18 protein-coding genes and 1 pseudogene are annotated in these 25,122 nt (G+C 70.4%); 9 read left to right on the top strand and 10 right to left on the bottom strand.

Going from position 1 to position 25,122, the window contains the following annotated elements:
* The first annotated feature begins 599 nt into the window (after nt 1-599).
* Both QC385_RS29940 and QC385_RS29935 read left to right on the top strand, forming a co-directional pair.
* Nucleotides 600-1,599: pseudogene (locus QC385_RS29940) on the top strand (RecB family exonuclease).
* Nucleotides 1,600-1,613: 14 nt separating this feature from the next.
* On the top strand, nt 1,614-2,285 hold the full coding sequence (locus tag QC385_RS29935) for a response regulator (RefSeq protein WP_073899715.1): 672 nt from the start codon (nt 1,614-1,616) through the stop codon (nt 2,283-2,285).
* 82 nt (nt 2,286-2,367) lie between these two features.
* Here the strand turns inward: QC385_RS29935 and QC385_RS29930 are convergent, their stop codons facing one another.
* The 4 genes from QC385_RS29930 to metH form a co-directional block, all read right to left on the bottom strand.
* Nucleotides 2,368-3,951 carry an ABC transporter substrate-binding protein gene (locus QC385_RS29930; protein ID WP_279544517.1) on the bottom strand — a complete coding sequence of 528 codons (1,584 nt, stop codon included), beginning with the start codon at nt 3,949-3,951 and terminating at the stop codon, nt 2,368-2,370.
* A 108-nt stretch (nt 3,952-4,059) separates the two neighbouring features.
* Complete coding sequence (locus QC385_RS29925) at nt 4,060-5,664, bottom strand: ABC transporter substrate-binding protein (RefSeq protein ID WP_279544516.1); 1,605 nt, start codon at nt 5,662-5,664, stop codon at nt 4,060-4,062.
* A 408-nt stretch (nt 5,665-6,072) separates the two neighbouring features.
* Nucleotides 6,073-6,774, bottom strand: coding sequence for an HAD family hydrolase (locus QC385_RS29920; RefSeq protein WP_279544515.1), 702 nt, complete (start codon nt 6,772-6,774; stop codon nt 6,073-6,075).
* A gap of 170 nt (nt 6,775-6,944) precedes the next feature.
* Complete coding sequence (gene metH / locus QC385_RS29915; protein WP_279544514.1) at nt 6,945-10,466, bottom strand: methionine synthase; 3,522 nt, start codon at nt 10,464-10,466, stop codon at nt 6,945-6,947.
* 351 nt (nt 10,467-10,817) lie between these two features.
* Here metH and QC385_RS29910 point away from each other — a divergent pair, with 351 nt between their 5' ends.
* From QC385_RS29910 to QC385_RS29885, 6 genes are all read left to right on the top strand, one after another.
* A complete protein-coding gene (locus QC385_RS29910) occupies nt 10,818-11,591 on the top strand; it encodes an IclR family transcriptional regulator (protein ID WP_059419398.1) in 774 nt (257 codons plus the stop codon).
* A 264-nt stretch (nt 11,592-11,855) separates the two neighbouring features.
* Nucleotides 11,856-12,650 carry an MIP/aquaporin family protein gene (locus QC385_RS29905; protein ID WP_279544513.1) on the top strand — a complete coding sequence of 265 codons (795 nt, stop codon included), beginning with the start codon at nt 11,856-11,858 and terminating at the stop codon, nt 12,648-12,650.
* Between the two features lie 80 nt (nt 12,651-12,730).
* The gene (gene glpK, locus QC385_RS29900) at nt 12,731-14,269 is read left to right on the top strand and encodes a glycerol kinase GlpK (protein ID WP_150479912.1); all 1,539 of its coding nucleotides are present in this window, start codon (nt 12,731-12,733) and stop codon (nt 14,267-14,269) included.
* An 8-nt stretch (nt 14,270-14,277) separates the two neighbouring features.
* On the top strand, nt 14,278-15,894 hold the full coding sequence (locus QC385_RS29895; protein ID WP_279544512.1) for a glycerol-3-phosphate dehydrogenase/oxidase: 1,617 nt from the start codon (nt 14,278-14,280) through the stop codon (nt 15,892-15,894).
* 124 nt (nt 15,895-16,018) lie between these two features.
* Entirely contained in the window at nt 16,019-16,690 is a 672-nt protein-coding gene (locus tag QC385_RS29890; protein ID WP_279544511.1) for a FadR/GntR family transcriptional regulator, read from the top strand.
* A 157-nt stretch (nt 16,691-16,847) separates the two neighbouring features.
* Nucleotides 16,848-17,831 carry a PAC2 family protein gene (locus tag QC385_RS29885; RefSeq protein WP_279544510.1) on the top strand — a complete coding sequence of 328 codons (984 nt, stop codon included), beginning with the start codon at nt 16,848-16,850 and terminating at the stop codon, nt 17,829-17,831.
* 515 nt (nt 17,832-18,346) lie between these two features.
* On the opposite strand, the gene mshC is transcribed toward QC385_RS29885, so the two are convergent.
* From mshC to QC385_RS29865, 4 genes are all read right to left on the bottom strand, one after another.
* Nucleotides 18,347-19,576 carry a cysteine--1-D-myo-inosityl 2-amino-2-deoxy-alpha-D-glucopyranoside ligase gene (mshC, locus tag QC385_RS29880; protein WP_279544509.1) on the bottom strand — a complete coding sequence of 410 codons (1,230 nt, stop codon included), beginning with the start codon at nt 19,574-19,576 and terminating at the stop codon, nt 18,347-18,349.
* A 93-nt stretch (nt 19,577-19,669) separates the two neighbouring features.
* On the bottom strand, nt 19,670-20,500 hold the full coding sequence (locus QC385_RS29875) for an SCO1664 family protein (protein ID WP_279544508.1): 831 nt from the start codon (nt 20,498-20,500) through the stop codon (nt 19,670-19,672).
* Nucleotides 20,464-21,054 (bottom strand): DUF3090 domain-containing protein, encoded by a 591-nt coding sequence (locus QC385_RS29870; RefSeq protein ID WP_086839541.1) that lies wholly within the window; start codon nt 21,052-21,054, stop codon nt 20,464-20,466. Before QC385_RS29870 ends, QC385_RS29875 begins: the two co-directional genes overlap by 37 nt.
* Nucleotides 21,055-21,132: 78 nt before the next feature.
* Nucleotides 21,133-21,819, bottom strand: a complete 687-nt coding sequence (locus QC385_RS29865) for a histidine phosphatase family protein (RefSeq protein WP_279544507.1) — start codon at nt 21,817-21,819, stop codon at nt 21,133-21,135.
* A gap of 61 nt (nt 21,820-21,880) precedes the next feature.
* Here QC385_RS29865 and corA point away from each other — a divergent pair, with 61 nt between their 5' ends.
* The gene (gene corA / locus QC385_RS29860; protein WP_279544506.1) at nt 21,881-22,876 is read left to right on the top strand and encodes a magnesium/cobalt transporter CorA; all 996 of its coding nucleotides are present in this window, start codon (nt 21,881-21,883) and stop codon (nt 22,874-22,876) included.
* A 10-nt stretch (nt 22,877-22,886) separates the two neighbouring features.
* Here corA and QC385_RS29855 read toward each other — a convergent pair whose 3' ends face one another.
* Together QC385_RS29855 and QC385_RS29850 are read right to left on the bottom strand one after the other, a co-directional pair.
* Nucleotides 22,887-23,675, bottom strand: coding sequence for a ferritin-like domain-containing protein (locus QC385_RS29855; RefSeq protein ID WP_279544505.1), 789 nt, complete (start codon nt 23,673-23,675; stop codon nt 22,887-22,889).
* Nucleotides 23,676-23,953: 278 nt separating this feature from the next.
* The gene (locus QC385_RS29850; protein WP_150479921.1) at nt 23,954-25,009 is read right to left on the bottom strand and encodes an LLM class F420-dependent oxidoreductase; all 1,056 of its coding nucleotides are present in this window, start codon (nt 25,007-25,009) and stop codon (nt 23,954-23,956) included.
* Nucleotides 25,010-25,122 lie beyond the last annotated feature (113 nt).

Below are 25,122 nucleotides of genomic sequence, written 5' to 3'. Positions count from 1 at the left end.
GGTGGCTGCCTTCGGGGTCGGCGTGGGTGTCGGCCCCGGGGCTGCCCGGGTGCTCCTGGTGGGAGGCTTCCGGGCGCTGCCGGTCCGGGGGGCCGTCGGTCGTGGCGGCTGAGTCCTGGCCGGGGGCCGGGTCTCCCGGACGTGGGGCGGCCGGGCGGACGGGGCCGGGGGTCTCAGGCGCTGCCGCGTCGGCCGTCGGTCCGGGTGTCTGTGGGGACGGGCGGTCGTCCGGCCGGGCCGGCGGCGTCGCGGCAGGGGCGTCGTCGTCGCTCGTGGAGGTGAACCGCCGTACGTCCGTGGACTGTTCGTCGGCGGAGGTGGGGTCGGCGGCCGGGGCCGGAGGCCCCGCGTGACGCTCGGCCGACTCCTCGTTGCCGGACCGCGGCTGCCCGCGCCCGCCGCTCTCGTCCACCGGTGTCCCCTCGTTCGCTGCGTCTCCCGCGCCTGCCGGACGGGAGGGTCTCGAGTCGATGGTATGCGTCTGCCGAGGTGCGTTCCGCCCCGGCACCCCTGAGTTTCCTCCGCCCCGCCTCCTCGCTCCTGCCCGCGGCGCGACCGCGGCCGGGTCACTGTCAGTGGCGGGCCGTATGGTCTGAGGCATGGAGACGAGCACCGAGGGCGCGGCGCAGCCCGACAGCAGCCCTGCCGCGGCGGTGGATCCGCCGGTCCCGGCCGGGTCCGTGGAGGCGGTCATCGAGACGGCGGTGGAGACGGCGAGCGAGACCAAGCCAACCGCCATACCGCCCGCTTCGCTGTCCCCCTCGCGTGCCAGTGACTTCATGCAGTGCCCGCTGCTCTACCGCTTCCGGGTCATCGACCGGCTGCCGGAGAAGCCGAGCGAGGCGGCGACCAGGGGCACGCTGGTGCACGCGGTCCTGGAGCGGCTCTTCGACGCCCCGGCGGCCGAGCGCACGGCGCCCCGGGCGAAGTCGCTGATCCCGGGCCAGTGGGACCGGCTGCGGGAGTCGCGGCCGGAGGTCGTGGAGCTGTTCGCCGACGATCCTCAGGGCGAGCGGCTGGCGCGCTGGCTGGGCGAGGCCGAGCAGCTCGTCGAGCGCTGGTTCAGCCTGGAGGACCCCAGCCGGCTGGAGCCGGCCGAGCGGGAGCTGTTCGTCGAGGCCGAGCTGGAGTCCGGGCTGCGGCTGCGCGGGATCATCGACCGGGTCGACGTGGCGCCCACGGGCGAGGTGCGGATCGTCGACTACAAGACGGGGAAGGCCCCCAGGCCCGAGTACTCCGAGGGCGCCCTGTTCCAGATGAAGTTCTACGCCCTCGTCGTCTGGCGGCTGAAGAACGTGGTCCCGAGGCGGCTCCAGCTGGTCTACCTCGGCAGTGGTCAGGTGCTGACGTACGACCCCGTCCTCGCCGACCTGGAGCGTGTCGAGCGCAAGCTGCTGGCGCTGTGGGAGGCGATCCGGCTGGCGACCGAGACGGGCGACTGGCGGCCGCGCCCCACGAAGCTGTGCGGCTGGTGCGACCACCAGGCCCACTGCCCGGAGTTCGGCGGCACTCCCCCGCCCTACCCGCTGCCGCTGAGGGCGACCGGCCAGGGCGGCTGAGTCCGGCGGCCTCGCGCAGGGCAGAATGGGGCCGGACTAGCGAAGGAGACTTACGTGGCCATCCGCGTCCTACTGGTCGACGACCAGCCCCTGCTCCGTACGGGCTTCCGGATGATCCTGGAGGCCGAGCAGGACCTCGCGGTCGTCGGCGAGGCCGGAGACGGCCTCCAGGCGCTCGACCAGGTGCGGGCGCTACAGCCCGACGTGGTCCTGATGGACATCCGCATGCCGCGGATGGACGGTGTGGAGGCGACCCGGCAGATCACCGGCCCCGGGCGGGACGGTCCGGCGAAGGTCCTGGTGCTGACCACCTTCGACCTGGACGAGTACGTGGTCGAGGCCCTGCGGGCCGGCGCCAGCGGCTTCCTGCTGAAGGACGCACCGGCCAACGAGCTGGTGCAGGCGATCCGGGTCGTGGCCGGGGGTGAGGCGATGCTCGCGCCCAGCATCACCAGGCGGCTGCTCGACAAGTACGCCACGCATCTGCCGTCGGGCGAGGAGCCCGTGCCGGACACGCTGCACACGCTCACCGACCGCGAGGTCGAGGTGCTGAAGCTGGTGGCGCGCGGGCTGTCCAACGCCGAGATCGCCGCCGACCTGTTCGTCAGCGAGACCACCGTCAAGACGCACGTCGGGCATGTGCTCACCAAGCTGGGTCTGCGCGACCGCGTGCAGGCCGCGGTGTACGCCTACGAGAGCGGACTGGTGCGCCCCGGCGCGCAGTAGTCCTCCTCACGCCTCCTCACCACCGGAACACGAAGAGGGCGCCCCCTGCCGAGCAGGGGGCGCCCTCTTGTCCGCGGGTGCGTCAGGCGTCCTTGCTCAGCTCCCAGAAGCGGAACACGGTGGACGCGTCGAGGCAGTACTCCAGTCCGTAGACGCCGTCGCGGACGACCGCGTACTGCTTGGCCTGCCACACCGGCAGGACGGGCAGTTCGTCGGCGACGATGTCCTGGAGCTCCCCGAACTCCTTGTCGGTGGCGGCCCGGTTGGTCAGGGCGGCGGTGCGCGGGATGAGCGTGCCGGTGATGGTGCCGTTGTCGTAGTTGTTGCTCAGCACGTTGCCCTCGCCGAAGAAGGGGGCCGTGAAGTTGTCGGCGTCCGGGTAGTCCGGCACCCAGCCCTTCACGTAGACGCCGTACTTGCCGGCGGCGATGTCCTTCTCGTACTGGCCGAACGGGACGGACTTGACCTCGGCGTCGAACAGGCCGCTGGCGTTGAGCTGGCCGGCGATGGCGGTCAACTCCTGGTCGGTGGCGGGGCCGTAGCGGGACGGCGTGGACCACAGGGTCAGCTTCACCTTGCCGTTGATGCCGTCCCCGCGCAGCGCGGCCTGGGCCTTCGCCTTGGAGGGGCGGGCTCCGTAGGTGTCGAAGAAGGCCGTGTTGTGGCCCGCGATACCCGCCGGGATGATCGAGTACAGCGGGGTCGCGGTGCCCTGGTAGACGTCCCTGATGAGGGCTTCACGGTCGAGCAGATGGGCGATGGCCTTGCGGACGCCGAGCTTTCCGGCGACCGGGTCGTCCATGTTGAACACCAGGTGCTGGACCTCGGCGCTGCTGCCCTCGATGACCTCGACGCCGGTGCCGTCGTCGGCCTTCTCCATGTCGGCGACGTCGCCGGCGGTGAGGCCGCGGTAGGCGATGTCGACTTCCTCGTTCTGGATGGCCTGCTTGAGGGCGGTCTGGTCGCCGTCGAAGAACTTGAGCGTCACGCCGGTGTTCTTCACCTCGGCGCTGCCCTTGTAGTTCTCGTTGACGGAGAAGACGGCCTGCTCGTCGTCGAACGAGTCGAGCTGGTAGGGGCCGGAGCCGACGGCCTTGCCGTCCTTGCGCAGCCCGTCCGCGTCGTACTCGCGGTGGTCGACGATGGAGCCGGCACCCGAGGCGATCTTGCTCGGGAAGGTGGCGTCGGCCGTGTTGAGGCGGAAGACGACCGTCTTCTCGTCCGGCGTCTCGACCTTGTCCAGCGTGGGGAACATGACCGCGGGCCCGTCCGGGTCGTTGATCTTCAGCATGCGGTCGAAGGAGAACTTGACGTCCTCGGAGGTGAGCGCGTCACCGTTGCTGAACTTGAGGCCGTCCTTCAGCGTGCACTTGTAGACCGTGGTCTGGGCGTCGGTGAAGGAGCAGCTCTCGGCGGCCTCCGGCTGGGGTTCCGTTGCGCCCTTGGGGAAGCTGAGCAGCGACTGGAAGACGTTGTTGAACAACAGCCAGGAGCCGGGGTCGTAGCCGGAGGCCGGGTCGGTGGCCAGGACGTCGTCGGACATCCCCACCACCACGTTGGAGCCGTCCCCCGCGGAGTCTCCGGTCTCCGTGCCACAGCCGGTCAGCAGGCCGGAGGCGAGCCCCGCCACGATGGGCAGGACCGGCCACTGGTTGCGTATGTTCACGTGTGTGCCTTGTCGTCGGTTCTCGAGAACACCCGGAGCATCTCCCTGGCTCCGGGGCACGGGTCCCCGGGGGCCGCGGTCACCGGCCCCGGGGTCCCAGCGGGTCCGTCAGCCGCTCACGCCCCGGCCGAGCTCCCACAACTGGAGCGTCGACGCGGAGTTGAGGGCGTACGCGGTACCCGTGATGTCGTCGCGCGCGGCGACGTACTGCTTGCCCTGCCACAGCGGAAGCATCGGCACGTCGGAGGCGACGATGTCCTGAATGTCCGTCAGGCTGGAGGCGGCGGACAACCGGTCCGCCTCACGGCGGGACTCCGGGATCAGGGTGTTGCGGATCTGGTTGTTGTCGTACGGCGAGCCGAGGGTGTTGTCCTTGTCCAGGAACGGAGCGAGGAAGTTGTCGGCGTCCGGGAAGTCCGGGAACCAGCCCATGCCGTAGACGTCGTACTCGCCCTTCTTCTCGGCCGGGCGGAACGTGTCCCACGGCGTGCCCTTGATGCCGACCTCGAACAGGCCGCTGGAGTTCAGCTGGTCGCGCAGGACCTCGAACTCCTTCTTGGTGGCCGGTCCGTAGTGGTCGGTGGTGTAGTGCAGCGTCAGCTTCACCGGGGTGGTGATGTTCGCCTGGTTCAGCAGGGAGCGGGCCTTGGTGACGTTCGGGTCGCCGTACTTGTTGAAGAACGAGTTGGAGTGGCCCGTGACGCTGGCCGGGACCAGCGAGTACAGCGGCTCGGCCTGGGAGCCGTAGACCTTGGAGACCAGCTCGCTGCGGTTGACGACCTGGGCCATCGCCTGGCGTACGGCCTTGGACTTCACGGTCGGGGCGTCGGTGTTGAAGCCCAGGTAGCGGATCTCCAGGCCGGGCATCTCGACGAGGTCGACGCCGGTGTCCGCGTCGCCCGAGAGCTTGCGGATCTGGTCGGGCGACATCGCGCGGGTCATCAGGTCGATGTCGCCCTTGTCCAAGGCCTCGCCCATGGCGTCGGCGTCCTTGAAGGAGACCATGTCGACCTTGCCGTTGTTCACCTTCAGGCTCCCCTTGTAGTCGGGGTTCCGGGTGAACTCGGCCTTGACCAGCTCGCCGTCCTCGACGTCGGCCTTGAGGGTGTACGGGCCGGAGCCCTGGAGGTCGAAGCCGTCGCGCAGCTTGTTCTTCGGGTACTCGTCGGGGTCGACGATGCCGGCGACCGGCGTCGACAGCTTGTACGGGAAGGTCGCGTCGGCGGTCTTGAGGTGGAAGATGACCTCGCTGTCGCCCTGCGTCTCGACGGTGTCGATGGTGGACAGCAGCGCGAACACGCCGCTGTCGGCCTTGAGGGAACGGGCCCGGTCGATCGAGTACTTGACGTCGGCCGCGGTGACGGGGTCGCCGTTCGCGAACTTCAGGCCGTCGCGCAGGGTGCAGGCGTAGCGCTCGTTGCCGGTGTCGGTGAAGCCGCAGCGCTCGGCGGCCTCCGGTACCGGCTCGCCCTCGCCGCGCGGCTGGATCATCAGGGTCTGCACGGTCTGGCGCAGGATGTTCCAGGTGCCGACGTCGTAGGCGTACGCCGGGTCGAGGGGCGCGGGGGCGTCCTTCGAGGCGGTGAACCGGTCCGTGGTGCCGACGACGATCGCGTCGCCGTTGTCGCTCCCGCTGTCGGACCCGCCACAGGCGGCGAGCACCGGCGCGAGCAGGCCGATCACGGCCGGCAGCACCAAAGTCTTGCGGTTCATGCTCGAGTTTCTCCAGAGCTGTCGACTCCGTGTACCCGGCATGCAGGGGTGGCGCAGCGGATCACGGGGGTGGGGCGATGTTCTCGCAACGAGATTAGTCGCGGTCGGCAGGAGCGTTCGCCGCCACCGGAGTTGAGCACCCATCACGCTGCGGAACCGGGCGTGGACGCACCGAAAACCCGACAGCGGAAGCTTTGGTGCAGCGTCCCATCAATCGGGACACAAGGGCACGCCCACGGCCCCCCGCAGGGGGTGCGCAGCACACGCCGGACTTGGCGTCGACCCCGGACTGCGTGGGGAACGTCACACCCGTAAACGGGTTCGAAGGTACGCGAATTCGACCCTCCGGAGAGGTCGAATTCACCTTCGGAATTACCGCCCTAACACGGCTGCACGCTGGGTGAACACCTAGCGCATTTCCGTCATCAGGCCATGCAGAAATGTCAGGTCGACCTCTTCGAGAGAGGTGACGACCGTGCGCCTCAGGGCGGGGGCGATGGGGGCCACGGAGGGCACCGCCACGACTTGGCAGCCCGCGGCCTCGGCGGCGGCGACTCCGGTCGCCGTGTCCTCGATGACGGCGCACCGGGCGGGGTCGGCGCCGAGTCCGGCGGCGGCCGCGAGGTACGGGTCGGGGTGGGGCTTGGTGCGCGGGACCTCGTCGCCGGCCACCGTCAGGGCGAAGTGGTGCGCGCCCAGGGAGGTCAGCACCCGGTCGATGATGCGCCGGTGCGAGGCGGAGACCAGGGCCGTGGGGATCTCGTACTCGTACAGCTCGGCCAGCAGCCGGCCGGCGCCGGGCATCAGCGGCAGGGTGCGGCCGATGCGGTTCTCGAAGCCGTCGTTCAGGAGCACCGTGAGCTCGTCGAGCGTGATGTCCGCGCCGGTGACCTCGATCAGGAACCCCGCACTGCGGGTCATGGGGCCGCCGACCACCACATGCCGCCAGGACTCGTCGAGCACGTGGCCGAGGGAGGCGAAGACCTCGACCTCGACGTCCCACCAGAAGCCCTCCGTGTCCACCAGGGTGCCGTCCATGTCGAGGAGCACGGCTTGCAGGGCCGAGCCTTCGGCCGTACGTGTACCGAGCGCGGGGACCGTACTGGTCATCCACCTACCTCCTTGAGGGACGATCAGGCCGGTTCCCACGTGGGAACCGGCCTTCAGTGGACCGACCAGTCTACGTCGTGTGCGAAGGAAGTGCCTCGTTTAACCGCTGTGCCCCCGGGCACACAGTGCATGCGCCGGGGGCTGCTGTGGAGTGTGCCCGGTGGGGCGGCTCAGCGGGCGTTGAAGTACTTCGCCTCCGGGTGGTGGATCACGATGGCGTCCGTGGACTGCTCGGGGTGGAGCTGGAACTCCTCGGACAGGTGGACGCCGATGCGCTCCGGCTGGAGAAGGTCGGCGATCTTGGCGCGGTCCTCCAGGTTGGGGCAGGCGCCGTAGCCGAGGGAGAAGCGGGCGCCCCGGTACTTCAGCTCGAACATGCCCTGCATCTCGTCCGGGTCCTCACCGGCGAAGCCGAGTTCGGAGCGCACGCGCGCGTGCCAGTACTCGGCGAGGGCCTCGGCCAACTGCACGGACAGGCCGTGCAGTTCGAGGTAGTCGCGGTAGGCGTTGGACTCGAACAGACGCGCGGTCTCCTCGCCGATGCGCGAGCCGACGGTGACGACCTGGAGGCCCACGACGTCGATCTCGCCGGACTCCTCCGGGCGGAAGAAGTCGGCCAGGCACAGGCGCCGGCCGCGGCGCTGGCGCGGGAAGGTGAAGCGGGTGCGCTCGTTGCCCTGCTCGTCCAGGATGATCAGGTCGTCGTCCTTGGAGACGCACGGGAAGTAGCCGTAGACCACGGCCGCCTCCAGCAGGTTCTCCGTCTGGAGCTTGTCCAGCAGCCCGCGCAGCCGGGGCCGGCCCTCGGTCTCGACCAGTTCCTCGTACGACGGGCCCTCGCCGGTGCGGGCCTGCTTGAGGCCCCACTGGCCCTTGAACAGGGCGCCCTCGTCGAGCCAGGACGCGTACTCCTTGAGCTGGATGCCCTTGATCACGCGGGTGCCCCGGAAGGGCGGCTCGGGCACGGGGTTGTCGGTGGCGACGTCGGAGCGGACGTGCCCCTCCTCGGGGCGCTCCTCCACGGCGGCCGGGGCGGTGGCCCGGACCCGGCGCTGCTTGAGCTCGGGCAGCTTCGCGCCGGGCACTCCCCGCTTGACGCCGATCAGGGCGTCCATCAGGCGCAGTCCCTCGAAGGCGTCCCGGGCGTAGCGGACCTCGCCCTGGTAGATCTCGTGCAGGTCCTGCTCGACGTAGGCGCGGGTCAGGGCCGCGCCGCCCAGGATGACCGGGTACTTGGCCGCCAGGTCGCGCTGGTTCAGCTCCTCCAGGTTCTCCTTCATGATCACCGTGGACTTGACCAGCAGCCCGGACATGCCGATCACATCGGCCCTGTGCTCCTCGGCGGCCTCCAGAATCGCCGAGACCGGCTGCTTGATGCCGAGGTTGACGACGTTGTAGCCGTTGTTCGTCAGGATGATGTCGACCAGGTTCTTGCCGATGTCGTGCACATCGCCGCGCACGGTGGCCAGCACGATCGTGCCCTTGCCCGCCTCGTCGCCCTCGACCTTCTCCATGTGCGGTTCGAGATGCGCCACGGCCGTCTTCATCACCTCGGCCGACTGGAGCACGAACGGCAGCTGCATCTGACCGGAGCCGAACAGCTCACCGACGACCTTCATGCCCTCCAGCAACGTCTCGTTGACGATGTCCAGGGCCGGGCGGGACTCCAACGCCTCGTCCAGATCGGCTTCGAGCCCGTTGCGCTCACCGTCGATGATCCGCCGCTTGAGACGCTCGTCCAGCGGCAGCGCGGCCAGTTCCTCGGCCTTCCCGGCCTTCAGCGACTTGGCCGTCGCACCCTCGAACAGCTGCATCAGCTTCTGGAGCGGGTCGTAGCCCTCGGCACGCCGGTCGTAGATCAGGTCCAGAGCCGTCTGGACCTCCTCCTCGCTGAAACGGGCGATCGGCAGGATCTTCGACGCGTGCACGATCGCCGAGTCCAGACCCGCCTTCACACACTCGTCCAGGAAAACCGAGTTCAGCAGCATGCGGGCGGCCGGGTTCAGACCGAAGGAGATGTTCGACAGACCCAGCGTCGTCTGCACCCTCGGACGGCGCCGCTTCAGCTCGCGGATGCCCTCGATGGTGGCGATCCCGTCCTTGCGGGACTCCTCCTGACCGGTACAGATCGTGAACGTCAGGCAGTCGACGAGGATGTCCTCCTCGTGAATGCCCCAGTTCCCGGTCAGGTCCTCGATCAGCCGCTCGGCGATCTCCACCTTCTTCTCCGCCGTGCGGGCCTGACCCTCCTCGTCGATCGTCAGCGCGATCAGCGCGGCACCATGCTCCCGCGCCAGCTGCGTGACCTTCGCAAAGCGCGACTCCGGACCGTCACCGTCCTCGTAGTTCACCGAGTTGATCACCGCACGGCCACCGAGCTTCTCCAGACCGGCCCGGATCACCTCCACCTCGGTGGAGTCCAGCACGATCGGCAGCGTCGAGGCGGTGGCGAAACGCCCGGCCAGCTCCTCCATGTCCGCCACGCCGTCGCGGCCGACATAGTCCACGCACAGGTCGAGCATGTGCGCGCCCTCGCGGATCTGCTCCCGGGCCATCTCCACACAGTCGTCCCAGCGGCCCTCCAGCATGGCCTCACGGAACTTCCTCGACCCGTTGGCGTTCGTCCGCTCACCGATCGCCAGATACGCGGTGTCCTGCCGGAACGGCACCGACTGGTAGAGGGAGGCCGCACCCGGCTCGGGCTGCGGGCTGCGCTCGGTCGGGGTGACGTCCCGGACGCGCTCGACGAGCTGGCGCAGGTGCTCGGGGGTGGTGCCGCAGCAGCCGCCGACCAGGGACAGGCCGTAGTCGCGGACGAAGTTCTGCTGGGCGTCGGCCAGGCCCTCGGGGTCGAGCGGGAAGTGGGCGCCGTCCTTGGTGAGGATCGGCAGGCCGGCGTTCGGCATGCACAACAGCGGGATGCGCGAGTGGCGCGTCAGATAGCGCAGGTGCTCGCTCATCTCGGCCGGGCCGGTGGAGCAGTTCAGCCCGATCATGTCGATGCCGAGCGGCTCCAGGGCGGTCAGCGCCGCGCCGATCTCGGAGCCGAGCAGCATGGTGCCGGTGGTCTCGAAGGCCATCGAGCACAGCAGGGGCACCTCGACGCCGGTGGCCTCCATGGCCCGGCGGGCGCCGAGAATGGAGGCCTTCGTCTGGAGCAGGTCCTGCGTGGTCTCCACGAGCAGCGCGTCCGCGCCGCCGGCGAGCAGGCCCTCGGCGTTGGCCTGGTAGCCGTCGCGGATGAGGCCGTAGGTGACGTGGCCGAGCGTCGGCAGCTTGGTGCCGGGGCCGATCGAGCCGAGCACCCAGCGCTGCCGGCCGTCTTCGGCGGCGTACTCGTCGGCCACCTCGCGGGCGATCCGGGCACCCGCCTCGGACAGCTCGTGCACCCGGTCGGAGATCTCGTATTCGGCCGCGGCCGTGTGGTTGGCGCCGAAGGTGTTGGTCTCGACGCAGTCGACGCCGACCGCGAAGTACGCGTCGTGGACGGAGCGGACGATGTCCGGCCGGGTCACGTTGAGGATCTCGTTACAGCCTTCGAGGTTCTCGAAGTCCTCGAGCGTCGGGTCCTGCGCCTGGAGCATGGTGCCCATGGCCCCGTCGGCCACGACCACACGGGTGGCCAGGGCCTCTCGGAGGGCGGACACGCGGGTCCAGTTGTCTGCGGAAGGGGTCGGTGGCAACGAGGCCATGTAAAGGGCTCCCTCGAGTGCGACGGCTGTCGGCTATGCGGCTGCCCGGACACACGGGGGGCATCCGGGGGAAAGGCGCACGGCGCCAGCGTAACCGGGAGCGGCCCGGGATGGGCAGGGCGTCCACGGGGCGGACGCGCATGGCGTCCCGGACGGCCGTTGTGCCACTGATGAGCCACCTGTGACGCACCTCGGCGCGTCGCCGGTGCACCGCATGGCGACCCGCCGACGCAACAAATGGTGACCCGCCATTAGCGAGAGGTCGGCAACGACCGGTAGTGTTCGGCATTGCCGAACAAAGGCTGCGGGCGCCGCTGGTCGGCGGTCGAAGGGGACGGAGGCAGTACGGCGATGGCACGGAACATCCAGTCGCTCGAACGGGCGGCCGCGATGCTGCGGCTGCTCGCGGGCGGCGAGCGGCGGCTCGGCCTGTCGGACATCGCCTCGTCGCTGGGCCTGGCCAAAGGCACCGCCCACGGCATACTGCGCACCCTCCAGCAGGAGGGCTTCGTGGAGCAGGACGACGCCTCCGGGCGCTACCAGCTCGGCGCGGAGCTGCTGCGCCTGGGGACCACCTACCTCGATGTGCACGAGCTGCGGGCGCGCGCCCTGGTGTGGGCCGACGACCTGGCCCGGTCCAGCGGCGAGAGCGTCTACCTGGGCGTCCTGCACCAGCAGGGCGTGCTGATCGTGCACCACGTCTTCCGGCCCGACGACAGCCGGCAGGTCCTGGAGATCGGGGCCATGCAGCCGCTGCACTCCACGGCGCTGGGCAAGGTGCTCTCCGCCTACGACCCGGTGGCGCACAGCGAGGCCCTGGAGGCCGACCGCAAGGCGTTCACCGACCGGACCGTGTGCGAGCCGGAGGCCTTCGAGCACATCCTCGACGTCACACGCGCGCGTGGTTACGCGGCGGACGTCGAGGAGACCTGGGAGGGCGTCGCCTCCCTCGCCGCACCCATCCACGACCGGCGGCGCATGCCGGTCGGCGCGGTCGGCATCACGGGCGCCGTGGAGCGGCTGTGCCGGTCCGACGAAGAGCGAGCGCTGCGCCCCGAGCTGATCGCGGCGGTCCGGGACTGTGCCCGCGCGGTGTCGCGGGACCTGGGCGCCGGACGGTTCTGACGGGACATGGGGCCGGGGCGCCGCAGGGCGTTCCGGCCCTTCGGCATGCCCGCGCTCACCCGCCGCCGGAGATCCACGAGGCCGCGGCGATCAGTAACGATCGTGTTTTCGACAACACAGCCCTTGACGTGCTCGTAACGCCGAAGCAAGACTCCCGTCCATCGGTCGACATTGTCGAACAGCTACCGGCAATACGCGCTAGAGTGTGACAACGCCAGGCCGGTATAGAACTTCACCCCTGGACGAAGGACAAAGGAGTCGCGGGTGTCCAGCTCCGACATCTTCATCGGCGAGACCATCGGTACCGCCATACTCATCCTCCTCGGCGGCGGAGTCTGCGCCGCCGTCACGCTGAAGGCATCCAAGGCCCGCAACGCCGGCTGGCTCGCCATCACCTTCGGGTGGGGCTTCGCGGTGCTCACGGCGGTCTACACCACGGCGCCGCTGTCCGGCGCCCATCTGAACCCGGCCGTGACCCTGGCCATCGCCATCAAGGACGGCGACTGGAAGAACGTCCCGGTCTACTGGGCCGGACAGATCCTCGGCGCCATGATCGGTGCCGCCCTGGTCTGGATCGCCTACTACGGCCAGTTCCACGCCCACCTCACCGACCGCGAGATCGTCGGCGGTCCGGGCGCGCAGGCCACCACGGCCAAGGCCGTCGAGGCCCAGGAGAAGGGCGCCGGCCCCGTGCTGGGCGTCTTCTCCACCGGGCCCGAGGTCCGGGTCGCCTGGCAGAACGTCGTCACGGAGATCATCGGCACCGTCGTGCTGGTGCTCGCCGTGCTCACCCAGGGCCTGAACGACAAGGGCAACGGCCTGGGCAACCTCGGGGCCCTGATCACCGCGCTCGTGGTGGTCTCCATCGGCCTCTCCCTCGGCGGCCCGACGGGCTACGCGATCAACCCGGCCCGTGACCTCGGTCCGCGCATCGTGCACGCCCTGCTGCCGCTGCCCAACAAGGGCGGCTCCGACTGGGGCTACGCCTGGGTCCCCGTGGTGGGTCCGCTGATCGGCGGCGCCATCGCGGCAGGCATCTACAACGTCGCATTCGCCTAGAGATCCTTTGCGCTTTCGCGAAACTCTCAGCACGCGCCGTACGTAAAGCCCCATAAACCCGGAATTACCAGGAGCTCACAGTGACCGACGCGCACACCGCCGGCCCCTTCATCGCCGCCATCGACCAGGGCACCACCTCTTCCCGATGCATCGTCTTCGACCGCGACGGCCGGATCGTCTCCGTCGACCAGAAGGAACACGAGCAGATCTTCCCGAAGCCGGGCTGGGTCGAGCACAACGCCACCGAGATCTGGACCAACGTCCAGGAGGTCGTCGCCGGAGCCATCGAGAAGGCCGGCATCACCCGTGACGACATCAAGGCCATCGGCATCACCAACCAGCGCGAGACGACCGTGCTGTGGGACAGGAACACCGGTGAGCCCGTCCACAACGCCATCGTCTGGCAGGACACCCGCACCGACGCCCTGTGCCGCGAGCTCGGCCGCAACGTCGGCCAGGACCGCTTCCGCCGCGAGACGGGCCTCCCCCTCGCCTCCTACTTCGCCGGTCCGAAGGCCCGCTGGCTGCTCGACAACGTCGACGGGCTGAAGGAGCGCGCCGAGGCGGGCGACATCCTCTTCGGCACCATGGACAGCTGGGTCATCTGGAACCTGACCGGCGGTACCGACGGCGGCAAGCACGTCACGGACGTCACCAACGCGTCCCGCACGATGCTGATGAACCTCCACACCATGGAGTGGGACGACAAGATCTGCGAGTCGATCGGCGTCCCGAAGCAGATCCTCCCCGAGATCCGCTCCTCCGCCGAGGTCTACGGCGAGATCACCGGCGGCAAGCTGGGCGACCTGCTCGGCGGCATCCCCGTCGCCTCCGCGCTCGGTGACCAGCAGGCGGCCCTGTTCGGCCAGACCTGTTTCGCCGAGGGCGAGACCAAGTCGACGTACGGCACCGGCACCTTCATGGTGATGAACACCGGTGACAAGATCATCAACTCGTACAGCGGCCTGCTGACCACCGTCGGCTACAAGATCGGCGACCAGGACACGGTCTACGCCCTGGAGGGCTCGATCGCCGTCACCGGCTCGCTGGTGCAGTGGATGCGCGACCAGATGGGCCTGATCTCCACGGCCGCCGAGATCGAGACGCTCGCACTGTCCGTGGAGGACAACGGCGGTGCCTACTTCGTCCCGGCCTTCTCCGGCCTGTTCGCCCCGTACTGGCGCTCCGACGCCCGCGGTGTGATCGCCGGCCTGACCCGGTACGTCACCAAGGCGCACCTGGCGCGTGCCGTCCTGGAGGCCACCGCCTGGCAGACCCGCGAGATCGCCGACGCCATGACGAAGGACTCCGGCGTCGAGCTGGCCGCCCTGAAGGTCGACGGCGGCATGACCTCCAACAACCTGCTGATGCAGACCCTCGCCGACTTCGTGGACGCCCCCGTGGTGCGCCCGATGGTCGCCGAGACCACCTGCCTCGGCGCCGCCTACGCCGCCGGTCTCGCCGTCGGCTTCTGGAACAGCACCGACGACCTGCGCGCCAACTGGCGCCGGGCCGCCGAGTGGACCCCCCGCATGGACGCGGACACCCGCGCCCGTGAGTACAAGAGCTGGCTCAAGGCCGTCGAGCGGACCATGGGCTGGCTCGAGGACGAGGAGTAAGAAACCGCATGACCAGTCAGTCCACCCTGCAGTCCGTGCCTGCCCTGGGGACCCACCCGGCCTCCGGCTCGAACCCGAGCCGAGCCGAGACCAGGGAGCAGCTCGCCAAGGCGTCGTACGACCTCCTCGTGATCGGCGGCGGCATCCTGGGCATCTCCACCGCCTGGCACGCCGCGCAGTCCGGCCTCAGGGTGGCTCTGGTCGACGCCGGCGACTTCGCCGGTGCCACGTCCTCCGCCTCCTCCAAGCTGCTCCACGGCGGTCTGCGCTACCTGCAGACCGGCGCGGTGAAGCTGGTGGCGGAGAACCACTTCGAGCGCCGTGCGGTCTCCCGCCAGGTGGCCCCCCACCTGGCGAACCCGCTCACCTTCTACCTCCCCGTCTACAAGGGCGGGCCGCACGGCGCGGCGAAGCTCGGGGCGGGCGTCTTCGCCTACTCCGCGCTCTCCGCGTTCGGTGACGGCGTCGGGCACCTGCTCTCCCCCGCCAAGGCGGCACAGGACGTGCCCGAGCTGCGCACCGAGAACCTCAAGGCCGTGGCCGTGTACGGCGACGACCAGATGAACGACGCGCGCATGGCGCTGATGACGGTCCGCGGGGCCGTCGAGGCGGGCGCGGTCGTCCTCAACCACGCCGAGGTCACCGGCCTGCGCTTCACCAAGGGCCGGGTCACGGGCGCCGAGCTCAAGGACCGGCTGTCCGGTGACGAGTTCGGCGTCAACGCCCGGCTGGTGCTGAACGCGACCGGCCCCTGGGTCGACCACCTGCGCAAGATGGAGAACCCGAACGCGGCGCCGTCCATCCGCCTGTCGAAGGGCGCGCACCTGGTCCTGAAGCGCACCTCCCCGTGGAAGGCCGCGCTCGCCACCCCGATCGACAAGTACCGCATCACCTTCGCCCTGCCCTGGGAGGACATGCTGCTGCTCGGCACCACCGACGAGGTGTTCGAGGGCGACCCGGCGGACGTCTCGGTCACCGAGCAGGACATAACCCAGATCCTCGACGAGGCCGCCTTCTCGGTTCGCGATCAGCAGCTCAGCCGCGATCTGATCACGTACTCGTTCGCCGGACTGCGCGTGCTGCCGGGCGGCCCCGGCGACACCGCCAAGGCCAAGCGCGAGACGGTCGTCACCGAGGGCCGGGGCGGCATGCTGTCCGTCGCGGGCGGCAAGTGGACCACCTTCCGCCACATCGGCCGCACGATCATGAAGAAGCTGGAGACGCTGCCCGGCCACCCGCTCGGCGACGACTTCGAGCCGATCAGCTCCCTGCCGAAGAGGCTGCCGCTGCCCGGCATCGCCAACCCGCGCGCGGTCGCCCACCGGCTGCTGACCGACCGCCCGGCGCCCGGCCCGCGCATGGCGGCCGACACCGCCAGGCACCTGGCCACGCATTACGGCTCACTGGCCTTCGACATCGCCCGCCTGGCCAACGAGAGCCCGGAGCTCGCCGAGCGCGTCCACCCGGACGCCCCGGAGATCTGGGCGCAGGTCGTCTGGGCCCGGGACCACGAGTGGGCCGAGACGCAGGACGACGTGCTGCGCCGCCGCACGACGCTGACCATCCGCGGCCTGGCCACGGACGATGTCCGCGCCAAGGTGCAGGATCTGCTCGACAAGAAGTAGGCACGCCCGGGGGATCCCGTTGCCGGGAGGGGCGGCTCCACGCCGACGGAGCCGCCCCTTCCGCGTTCCCGACCCCCATAATGACCTGATACGTCGGAGGTCTTGAGCGACAGGGAGGCCGGCCATGGCAGTCACCGACGAGGCGATCGAGAAGATCAAGGGCATGATCGTCTCCGGCGCGCTGCGGCCGGGCGACCGGCTGCCCAAGGAGAGCGAACTCGCCGCCGACCTCGGCCTGTCCCGCAACTCCCTGCGGGAGGCCGTACGCGCCCTGTCCCTCATCCGGATCCTGGACGTCCGGCAGGGCGACGGCACGTACGTCACCAGTCTCGATCCGCAACTCCTGCTGGAGGCCCTGAGCTTCGTCGTGGACTTCCACCGCGACGACACGGTCCTGGAGTTCCTGGCCGTACGCCGCATCCTGGAGCCCGCCGCCACGGCCATGGCGGCGCTGCGGATCAGCGAGCAGCAACTGGACGCGCTGACGGCCCAGCTGGACAAGCTCGGCGACGCCCCGTCCGTGGAGGACCTCGTCGCCTGCGATCTCGAGTTCCACCGGGGCATCGTGCAGAGCTCGGGCAACTCCGTGCTGTGCTCGCTGCTCGACGGGCTGTCGGGCCCGACCACCCGGGCCCGGATCTGGCGCGGCCTGACCCAGGAGGACGCCGTCGGCCGCACCCTGCGCGAGCACCGGGCGATCCTCGCGGCCCTGCGGGACCGGGACGCCGAGGCGGCGCGTTCCTGGGCGACGGTGCACATCGCGAGCGTGGAGCAGTGGCTGCGCTCCACGCTGTGACCAGGACCTCACGGACGGCTCGGACGAGCCCGGTGTGTTCAGGGGCGGATCGCGGGGCAGTGATGGGGTCACTCCCCCTGCGAGGGGGCTGCGGGCGCCCCCTTGGCACGCCGTAAGGTTGGGGGGTACGCGAGGGCACGTCGGAAGGAGGCGCTGGGTGATCGAGCTCGAGGGGGTTCCCGAGCTGATCGACCCGGTCATGGTGGCCGCGTTCGAAGGCTGGAACGATGCCGGCGACGCCGCCTCCACCGCGGTCGCGCATCTGGACAGGGAGTGGAAGGGCGAGGTCTTCGCGGCGCTGGACGCCGAGGACTACTACGACTTCCAGGTCAACCGTCCCACGGTGTTCCTGGAAGCCGGCGTCCGCAAGATCACGTGGCCGACGACAAGGCTGTCGGTGGTCCGGGTGGGCGGGGAGAAGCCACGCGACCTGGTCCTCGTCCGGGGCATCGAACCGTCCATGCGATGGCGGTCGTTCTGCAACGAACTGCTCGGCTTCGCGCACGAACTCGGCGTGGAACTGGTGGTCGTCCTGGGCGCCCTGCTCGGTGACACCCCGCACACCCGTCCGGTTCCGATCAGCGGGACGACGTCCGACCCGGACCTGGCCCGCCGGATGGACCTGGAGGAGACCAAGTACGAGGGGCCCACGGGCATCGTCGGCGTCCTCCAGGAGGCCTGCACGCACGCGGGGGTACCGGCGGTGTCCCTGTGGGCGGCCGTACCGCACTACGTCTCGCAGCCGCCGAACCCGAAGGCCACGCTGGCCCTGCTGAACCGGCTGGAGGACCTGATCGACGTGCGCATCCCGCTGGGCGAACTGCCCGAGGACGCGCGTGCCTGGCAGGTCGGCGTGGACCAGCTGGCCGCCGAGGACAGCGAGGTCGCCGAGTACGTCCAGTCGCTGGAGGAGGCCCGGGACACCGCCGAGCTGCCGGAGGCGTCGGGCGAGGCGATCGCCCGGGAGTTCGAGCGCTATCTCCGCCGCCGCGACGGCGGCGGACCGCCCTCCTCCGGCGGCCACGCCACGGCGGACGGCAGCGACAGCACGTCGTACCTGCGGGACAACCCCAGCGGCCGCACCCGCCCGCCGAAGCCGCCCAAGCCGGGTACGGACGACGAGGAGTCGTCGGAGGACTGAAGGCCGGCCTCGCCCACCGCGGGTCTCCCTACGCCGGGCTGCGGCGAGCGGGCGCCGCGGAGTGCTGCCGCAGCCCGTCGCCGCCTGCCGGAGCCTTACGGCAGCACTCGCCCCATGCCCATCTACTCAACGGCGAGCGGCCGGCAGGCACGCCCAGAGCCCGTCCAGCCTGCCGGGGCCCAACCACGGCACGTCGCCGCCGCCCCACCGCCGATGACAACGAGCAGCCCGGAGACGCGAACGAAGCCCGCACGGCCTCCGGCGTTCCACTGCCGCGAGTGGGCCGGCCGGGGTGGGCCGGGGCACGCCCGCAGCCCTGGTCGCCTGCCAGGGCCCCATCCCCAGCGCCTCGCCACGCAGCGCCTGGCCACCCGCGTCGGCGACGGCAAGCGGGCGCCCCGGAGCGCGCCCCGCAGACCCTCACCGCCTGCTGGAACCCCGCGGCAGCACCACAACCCCCGCACGCCAAAGGGGGCGTCTCCCGCTCGGGATGCGCCCCCTCTGTCTGTTGTCGGTTACAGCGCGACGCCGAGCAGCGCGTCCACCGCGCGGGAGACCACCCCGGGGGCGCCCTCGTCCGTGCCGCCGTGCTGCTCCTGCTGAGCGGTCCAGCGGTCGACCGCGGTGAGTGCGGCCGGGGCGTCCAGGTCGTTCGCGAGGGCCTCGCGGATCTCGTCCACGAGCGCCTCCGCCGGCGGCCCGTCGGGCCGGGACACGGCGGCCCGCCAGCGGCCGAGCCGGGTCACGGCGTCCTGGAGGACCTGGTCGGTCCACTCCCAGTCGGCGCGGTAGTGGTGGGAGAGCAGCGCGAGCCGGATGGCGGCCGGGTCCACGCCGTCGCGCCGGAGCTTGGAGACGAAGACCAGGTTGCCCTTGGACTTGGACATCTTCTCGCCGTCGAGGGCCACCATGCCGGCGTGCACGTACGCCTTGGCCATGGGGAACTCGCCGGTGAGGGCCTGGGCGTGCGAGGCGCCCATCTCGTGGTGCGGGAAGGCCAGGTCGGAGCCGCCGCCCTGGATGTCGAAGCCCATGCCGAGGTGGTCGAGGGCGATGGCCACGCACTCGATGTGCCAGCCGGGCCGTCCGCGCCCGAGCGAACCGCCGTCCCAGCTGGGCTCGCCCTCCCGGGCCGCCATCCACAGCATCGGGTCGAGCGGGTTCTTCTTGCCCGGCCGGTCCGGGTCGCCGCCGCGCTCGGCGGACAGCAGCCGCATCGCCGCGGCGTCCAGCCCGGAGACCTTGCCGAAGTGCGGGTCGGACTCGACCGAGAAGTACACGTCGCCTTCGAGTTCGTACGCCGCGCCCATGTCCCGCAGCCGCTCGACGAGCGGGACGATCCCGGGTATCGACTCGACGGCGCCTATGTACTGCCGCGGCGGCAGCATCCGCAGGGCCGTCATGTCCTCGCGGAAGAGGGCCGTCTCCTGCTCGGCGAGCGCGGCCCAGTCGATGCCGTCGCGCTGCGCCCGCTCCAGGAGCGGGTCGTCGACGTCGGTGACGTTCTGGACGTAATGAACCTGCCGCTTGGTGTCGAGCCACACCCGCTGCACGAGGTCGAACGCGTTGTAGGTCGCCGCGTGACCTATGTGCGTGGCGTCATACGGGGTGATGCCGCAGACGTAGATACGGGCGACGGGACCGGGGTCGAGGATGACCAGACCGCCGGTCGCGGTGTCGTGGATCCTCAGGTCGCGGCCCTGACCAGGCAGGGCGGGGACCTCGGAAGCGGGCCAGGCATGCATGCCTTGAGCCTAACCGGACTGAAGTTCCATATACGAATGGGAGCGGCCGGACGGCCGAGAAGGCGTTCTTGCGGTGAACCGGCGGCTGTGCTGCTACACGGGCGGCCATGGAATCGCCGGCCACTCCCCGCTCGGCTCCGGATGCTTCCCCGAGGCGAGCAGCGCGCCGACCCGCGCGCGCGTGGCGTCGATCTCCGCGCCGGTGATCAGCGGCTGGAGCCGGGCGGCGAGGTTACCGCCCTCCGCCAGGTCCTTCCTGAGGCCTTCGAGGACGTCGACGGCCTCCCGTTTGAGGGGCTCCCCCGCCCACCCCCACAGCAGGGTCCGCAGCTTGTTCTCGACGTTGAAGGTGACCCCGTGGTCGATCCCGTACAGCCGCCCCTCGCCGGTGGGCAGCAGGTGCCCGCCCTTGCGGTCGGCGTTGTTGAGCACGGCGTCCAGCACCGCGAGCCGCCGCAGCCGCTCGTCGTCCGCGTGCACGAGGAGCGCAGTGCGGCCCTCGCCGACCTCTGCGAAGCCGATGGCCTTCCAGCCCGGCTCCGGTTCCTCCCCGTCGACCAGCGCGAGCAACTCCGCCTCCGGCGCCGCCTCGACCCACAACTGGCACATGCCCTCGCCGTAGGGGCCGTCGCGCAGCACGGTGGGCGGGACCAGACCCCAGCCGGTCGCCTCGGAGACCTCGTACGCGGCGACCTCGCGCTGGGCGAGCGTCCCGTCGGGGAAGTCCCACAGGGGCCTCTCCCCGGCGACCGGCTTGTAGATGCAGGCCGCGTCCCGGCCGTCGTGGGACACCGTGCAGTACAGGGCCGCGTTGGACGCCTCACGGATGCGTCCGCGCACGGTGAGTTCGCCCCGGGCGAGCAGTTCGGCGGCGTCCGAAGGAGGTGTCACGCTCCGCGGCGGTATCCGTTCTGGCGCGGACATACGTGTCCTTCCGGGTCGAGCGGGAGGCTGCACAGCGGGCACGGCGGCCGCCCGGCGTTGACGATGTCGAGGGCGCGCTTGGCGAAGGCCCTCGCCTGCGCGCCGGTGAGCCGCACCCGCAGCATCGGGGGCCCGTTCTCCTCGTCCTGGAGCAGCCGTTCCTCGGCCTCGGCGAGGTCCTCCTCGGTGTCGGCGTCGAGCTCGACGAGCGCCTGCGCCTCGACGATCATCAGCTGCTCCTCGCCGTCCCAGGCGAGCGCCATGGTGCCGACCCGGAACTCCTCCTCGATGGGGGTGTCCAGCGGAGCGGTGTCGGTGATCTCCGACGGTGCGACGGCGGGGACGGCGGCGCTGCCTCCGCTACGGCGTACGACCTCGTCGAGCAGTTCGTCCATGCGTTCGGCGAGTGCGGCGACCTGGGTCTTCTCCAGGGCCACGCTGGTCACCCGGGAGCCGGCGGTGGCCTGGAGGAAGAACGAACGGCGCCCGGGCAGTCCGACCGTGCCGGCCACGAAACGCTCCGGATGGTCGTAGAGGAACACCTGACGGGACACGTCCTGTCTCCATTGGAATCGTGGGGGCCGTGTGGCCACGGCACTGCTGCGACCGCTTCACCCTACTGCGGCCGACGATCACGGTGCGCCCGCACCACCCCCGACGGGGGCCTCGTCGCCCGGCGGTTCCTCGCGCGGCACCAGGGACGTGAAGTCGCCCGTGTCGCCGAGGCGGACGAGAAACGGTCGCAGTCGTGTGTAGCGGATCGCGGTGATGGAACACGGTTCAACGGAAATCCGCTGGAAGAGGTCCAGATGAAGTCCGAGTGCGTCCGCGACGAGCGACTTGATGATGTCGCCGTGCGAGCACATGAGGTAGACGGCGTCGGCGCCGTGGTCGCGCTCCACGCGCGCGTTCCACTCGCGTACGGCCTCGGCGGCGCGGGTCTGCATGGCCCGCATGGACTCCCCGCCGGGGAACGCCGCCGCGGAGGGGTGCGCCTGCACGACCTCCATCAGGGGCTGGTCCTTGAGCTCGTCGAGCTTGCGTCCCGACCAGTCGCCGTAGTGGCACTCGCCGATGCGCTCGTCGGTGTTCGGGGTGAGTTCCGGCCGGGCCTGGAGGAGGGGCCGGATCGTCTCCTGGCAGCGCTGGAGCGGGCTGGTGACGATCTCGGCGAGCGGCAGCTCGGCGAGCCGCCCGGGCAGCGCGGCGGCCTGTGCCGCGCCGCGTTCGTCGAGGGCGACACCGGGCGTCCAGCCGGCGAGCAGTCCCTCGGTGTTGGCGGTGGAACGTCCGTGCCGGACCAGGATCAACGTGGGCATGCGGTCCAGCGTAGGCGCACGCGCGCGTACGGTGTCCTTCGAGTGACGGGAGAGTCTTTTCGTGATCGTCGACTGTGCCATCTACCGCGACGGACACCGGTCGGAAGGGCCGGAGGACTTCTCCGACGCCCTGAGTGAGGCCCGTGCGGCGGGCGGTTTCGTGTGGATCGGGCTGCACGAGCCGACGGAGCGCGAATTCGACCATGTGACCCAGGAGTTCGGGCTGCATCCACTGGCCGTCGAGGACGCCCTCAAGGCCCACCAGCGGCCCAAGCTGGAGGTGTACGACGACTCGCTCTTCGTGGTGCTCAAGCCGGTGACGTACGAGCCGCAGACCGACACCGTCTCGGCCGGCGAGCTCATGATCTTCCTGGGCGACTCGTTCGTCGTGACCGTCCGGCACGGCGATGGCGGCCCGCTGAAGGCCGTACGGCAGCGGCTGGAGCACGAGCCGGACCTGCTGGGCAACGGCCCCACCTCCGTGCTCTACGCGGTCGCCGACGCCGCCGTCGACCACTACCTGGACGTCGCGATGGAGTTGCAGGCCGACCTGGAGGGGCTGGAGGCGGAGGTCTTCTCCCCGGACGACGGGGGCTCGCGGCACACCGCGTCCCGGATCTACAACTTCAAACGGCAGGTCCTGGAGTTCCGCCGGGCGACCGGACCGCTGGCCCTGCCGATGAGCCGGCTGGCGGGCACGGCGCCGTCCGGCGTGGCGGTGCCGTTCGTGGACGACCGGGCGCGGCCGTTCTTCCGGGACGTGAGCGACCACCTCACGCGCGTGAACGAGTCCGTGGAGAACCTGGACCGGCTGGTGTCGGACATCCTCTCCGCGCATCTGGCGCAGATGAGCGTCCGGCAGAACGACGACATGCGCAAGATCTCCGCGTGGGCGGCCATGGCCGCGATCCCGACGATGGTCGCGGGGATCTACGGCATGAACTTCGATCACATGCCAGAGCTGCGCTGGGAGTGGTCCTACCCGGTGCTGATCGTGGTCATGGCGGTTCTCGAGGTGCTGGTGTTCCGGCTGTTCAAGCGCCGGGGCTGGTTGTAGCGGGGACGGCTCAGGCGAACTCGGGTGCCGGGGACGCGGGTCCGCCGAGGGCGTCGCGGTGCTCGGGCATCCTCAGCGACACCATCCGGCGCCAGCCGCCCAGCCGTTCGTACGCGTACAGCGCGTGGATGCCCGCCGCTAGCACCGCCGACTTGGCCCTGGACCAGCCGAGGATGCGGCCCATGTTCGCCATGACCGCGAGGCTGACGTCCCGGTAGATCCGGATCTCGGCGAGCGCGCACTCGCGCAGGGTCCGCTGGATGGCCCGGCCGTGGCCCGCGTGGGCGAAGCGCAGCAGTTCCTCGTGGCAGTAGGCGAGGTGGTTGTCCTCGTCGTGGGAGATCTGCCGGACCGCGCGGCCGATGTCGGGGTCGTCGGCGAAGTGCTTGCGGAGGAGTTCCATCTGCTCGGAGGCGCGCTGTTCGGTGACCCTGCTGTGCGAGAGGTAGGTGACGATGTCCTGGACCGTGAGCCGCTCGTCGCGCTTGAGGTGCTCGTGCGCGAGGCCGATGCCGTTCTTCTCCAGGAGCATGGTGTAGTCGGTCTCCGGCGGGACCGGGACGGGGTCGAGGCCGCGCTTCTTCAGCAGGGCGTTGAAGATCCGGCCGTGCTTGTCCTCGTCGGCGCCGTGCCGGGTGATCTTGGGGGCGAGTTCCCGCTGGCTGTCGGGGACGAGCGCGGCGATCCGGGCGTTCTCCCAGCCTCCCTGGGACTCACCGCTCGCGGCGATGGAACAGAACAGGGCGAAGGACTCGTCGTTGGCGAGGATCTCCTGGAACACACTCTTGGCCGAAAGCATCGTGAGCACCTCTCCCGCGCTCGCGCGCGTGCTGCGTGACTCCGCAGGATTCCGCCGAGAACGAGTCAAGTGCGGGGCGACAGGTGGTGCAACAGGTACGCCGGACATGTCCGCCGAACGGAGGACACGGGAGACCGGCGCCGCTGTAGGCGGTCGTGCCTCCGGAGCGAGGGAGATCCCGGCGTAACCGCCGGGGGGCGCGCGGCGTTGTTCCGCGTGACGGCCGTGGCGGGGAAGACCCCCGAGCCCCCACCACGGCCGCAGACAACTCCGCCGGGTCAGGCGAGCCCGGCGCGCTCCAGGGCCTGCGTGCCGGCGCGGAGGGACGCGAGCCGCTCGTCGAGCGTGAAGCCCGCCGGGGCGAGGCTCAGGGTGGTGACGCCGGCCTCCGCGTAGGCCTTCATCCGGTCCGCGATCCGGTCGACGGAACCGAGCAGCGTGGTCTTGTCGATCAGCTCGTGCGGTACGGCGGCCGCGGCGCCCTGCTTGTCGCCGGACAGGTACTTGCCCTGGATCTCGGCGGCCTCCTTCTCGTAGCCCATGCGCTGCGCGAGCTGGTTGTAGAAGTTCTGCTTGGGGCTGCCCATGCCGCCGACGTACAGCGCGGTGTAGGGGCGGAAGGTGTCGGCGAGCGCGGCGACGTCCTTGTCGTCCCCGACGGCGAGCGGGACGGTCGGGCAGACGTCGAACCCGTCGAGCGTCTTGCCGGCCTTCTCACGCCCGGCGCGGAGGTACTTGATCGTGGTCTCTTCGAGGTGGTCGGCCGAGGGGAAGATGAGGAGCGCCCCGTCGGCGATCTCGCCGGTCTGCTCCAGGTTCTTCGGGCCGATCGCGGCGATGTACAGCGGGATGTGCTCGCGCTGCGGGTGCACGGTCAGCTTGATGGGCTTGCCCGGGCCGCCCGGCAGGGGAAGCGTCCAGTGCTGCCCCTCGTAGGACAGGCGCTCGCGCGTCATGGCCTTGCGGACGATCTCGACGTACTCACGCGTGCGTGCCAGCGGCTTGTCGAACTTGACGCCGTACCAGCCTTCGGAGACCTGCGGGCCGGAGACGCCGAGGCCGAGGCGGAAGCGGCCGCCGGAGAGGGAGTCGAGGGTGGCCGCCGTCATGGCGGTCATCGCAGGCTGGCGGGCCGGGATCTGGAAGATGGCGGAGCCGACGTCGATGCGTTCGGTCTGGGCGGCGACCCAGGTCAGTACGGTGGCGGCGTCGGAGCCGTAGGCCTCGGCGGCCCAGCAGACGGCGTATCCGAGCCGGTCGGCCTCCTGGGCGACGGCCAGATTGTCCGCGTCCATTCCGGCACCCCAGTAGCCGAGGTTGATACCGAGCTGCATGCCGAATCCCCTTACCGATCAGTAACGTGCACGTGCGGAGACCTTAGCGCGCGGCTCGATCGGGGCCTAGCCGTGGGCGGTCGTGCCCGGCAACTCGCGGCCGGCCCCCGGAA

The organism is Streptomyces sp. DH10, from assembly GCF_029813805.1.
GTDB lineage: Bacteria > Actinomycetota > Actinomycetes > Streptomycetales > Streptomycetaceae > Streptomyces > Streptomyces coeruleofuscus.
This window is presented reverse-complemented; position numbering and strand designations above follow the sequence as displayed.